This window comes from Flavobacterium sp. YO12 (assembly GCF_004119495.1).
Classification (GTDB): Bacteria; Bacteroidota; Bacteroidia; order Flavobacteriales; family Flavobacteriaceae; genus Flavobacterium.
The window spans coordinates 1-524 of record NZ_NRQU01000154.1 but is presented as its reverse complement, the minus strand read 5'-3'; the positions used below and the strand labels follow the sequence as shown (position 1 = coordinate 524).

At 34.4% G+C, this 524-nt stretch carries 1 protein-coding gene and 1 pseudogene; both read right to left on the bottom strand.

The window, feature by feature from the left end; genetic code table 11:
* Nucleotides 1-244, bottom strand: a pseudogene (locus BOW55_RS20720) (flagellar motor protein MotB); the annotation flags it as partial.
* An 11-nt stretch (nucleotides 245-255) separates the two neighbouring features.
* Nucleotides 256-524, bottom strand: a 269-nt coding sequence (locus BOW55_RS20715; RefSeq protein ID WP_129026342.1) for a type IX secretion system membrane protein PorP/SprF, incomplete at its 5' end; no start/stop codon positions are given.

Genomic DNA, 524 nt, shown 5'->3' with positions numbered 1-524 from the left:
CAAAGAGTTCTCCGTACCATTTGGCGGCACCTTCAAATTCAGAATTGAAGTAATATGAGTTTCCGAGTTTTTTAAATAAATCCTCAGACTTATATCCTTTTTCGGCTACCCTTTCATAGGTCTTAATGGCGTCAACATAAGCATATCCATCGTATTTTTTATCACCTGAATTAACCTTTGACTGCTGTGAATAGCCGTAAAAAATATTTAATAGTATTAAGCAAAGGAGCGTATAATTTTTCATAATAATAAGTTTTAGAAGAAACGAGGAGTTGTCATTTTACCATTTTTCTTGAAGAATTCATATCGCAGGAATATCTCATGAGATCCTGAGTTGTAATTATTTAAGTTTGTTGTTTCTCGGTCGTAACCGTAACCTAAATAAAGTCCGTCTGTGATTTGAAATCCAACCATTGCACTTAAAGAGGCACTCCATCTATAAGCTGCTCCAACTACAAATTTTTCAAAAAACATAAAGTTAGCAGAAATATCAACTTGTAGAGGTGCTCCTTCGACCATTTTGG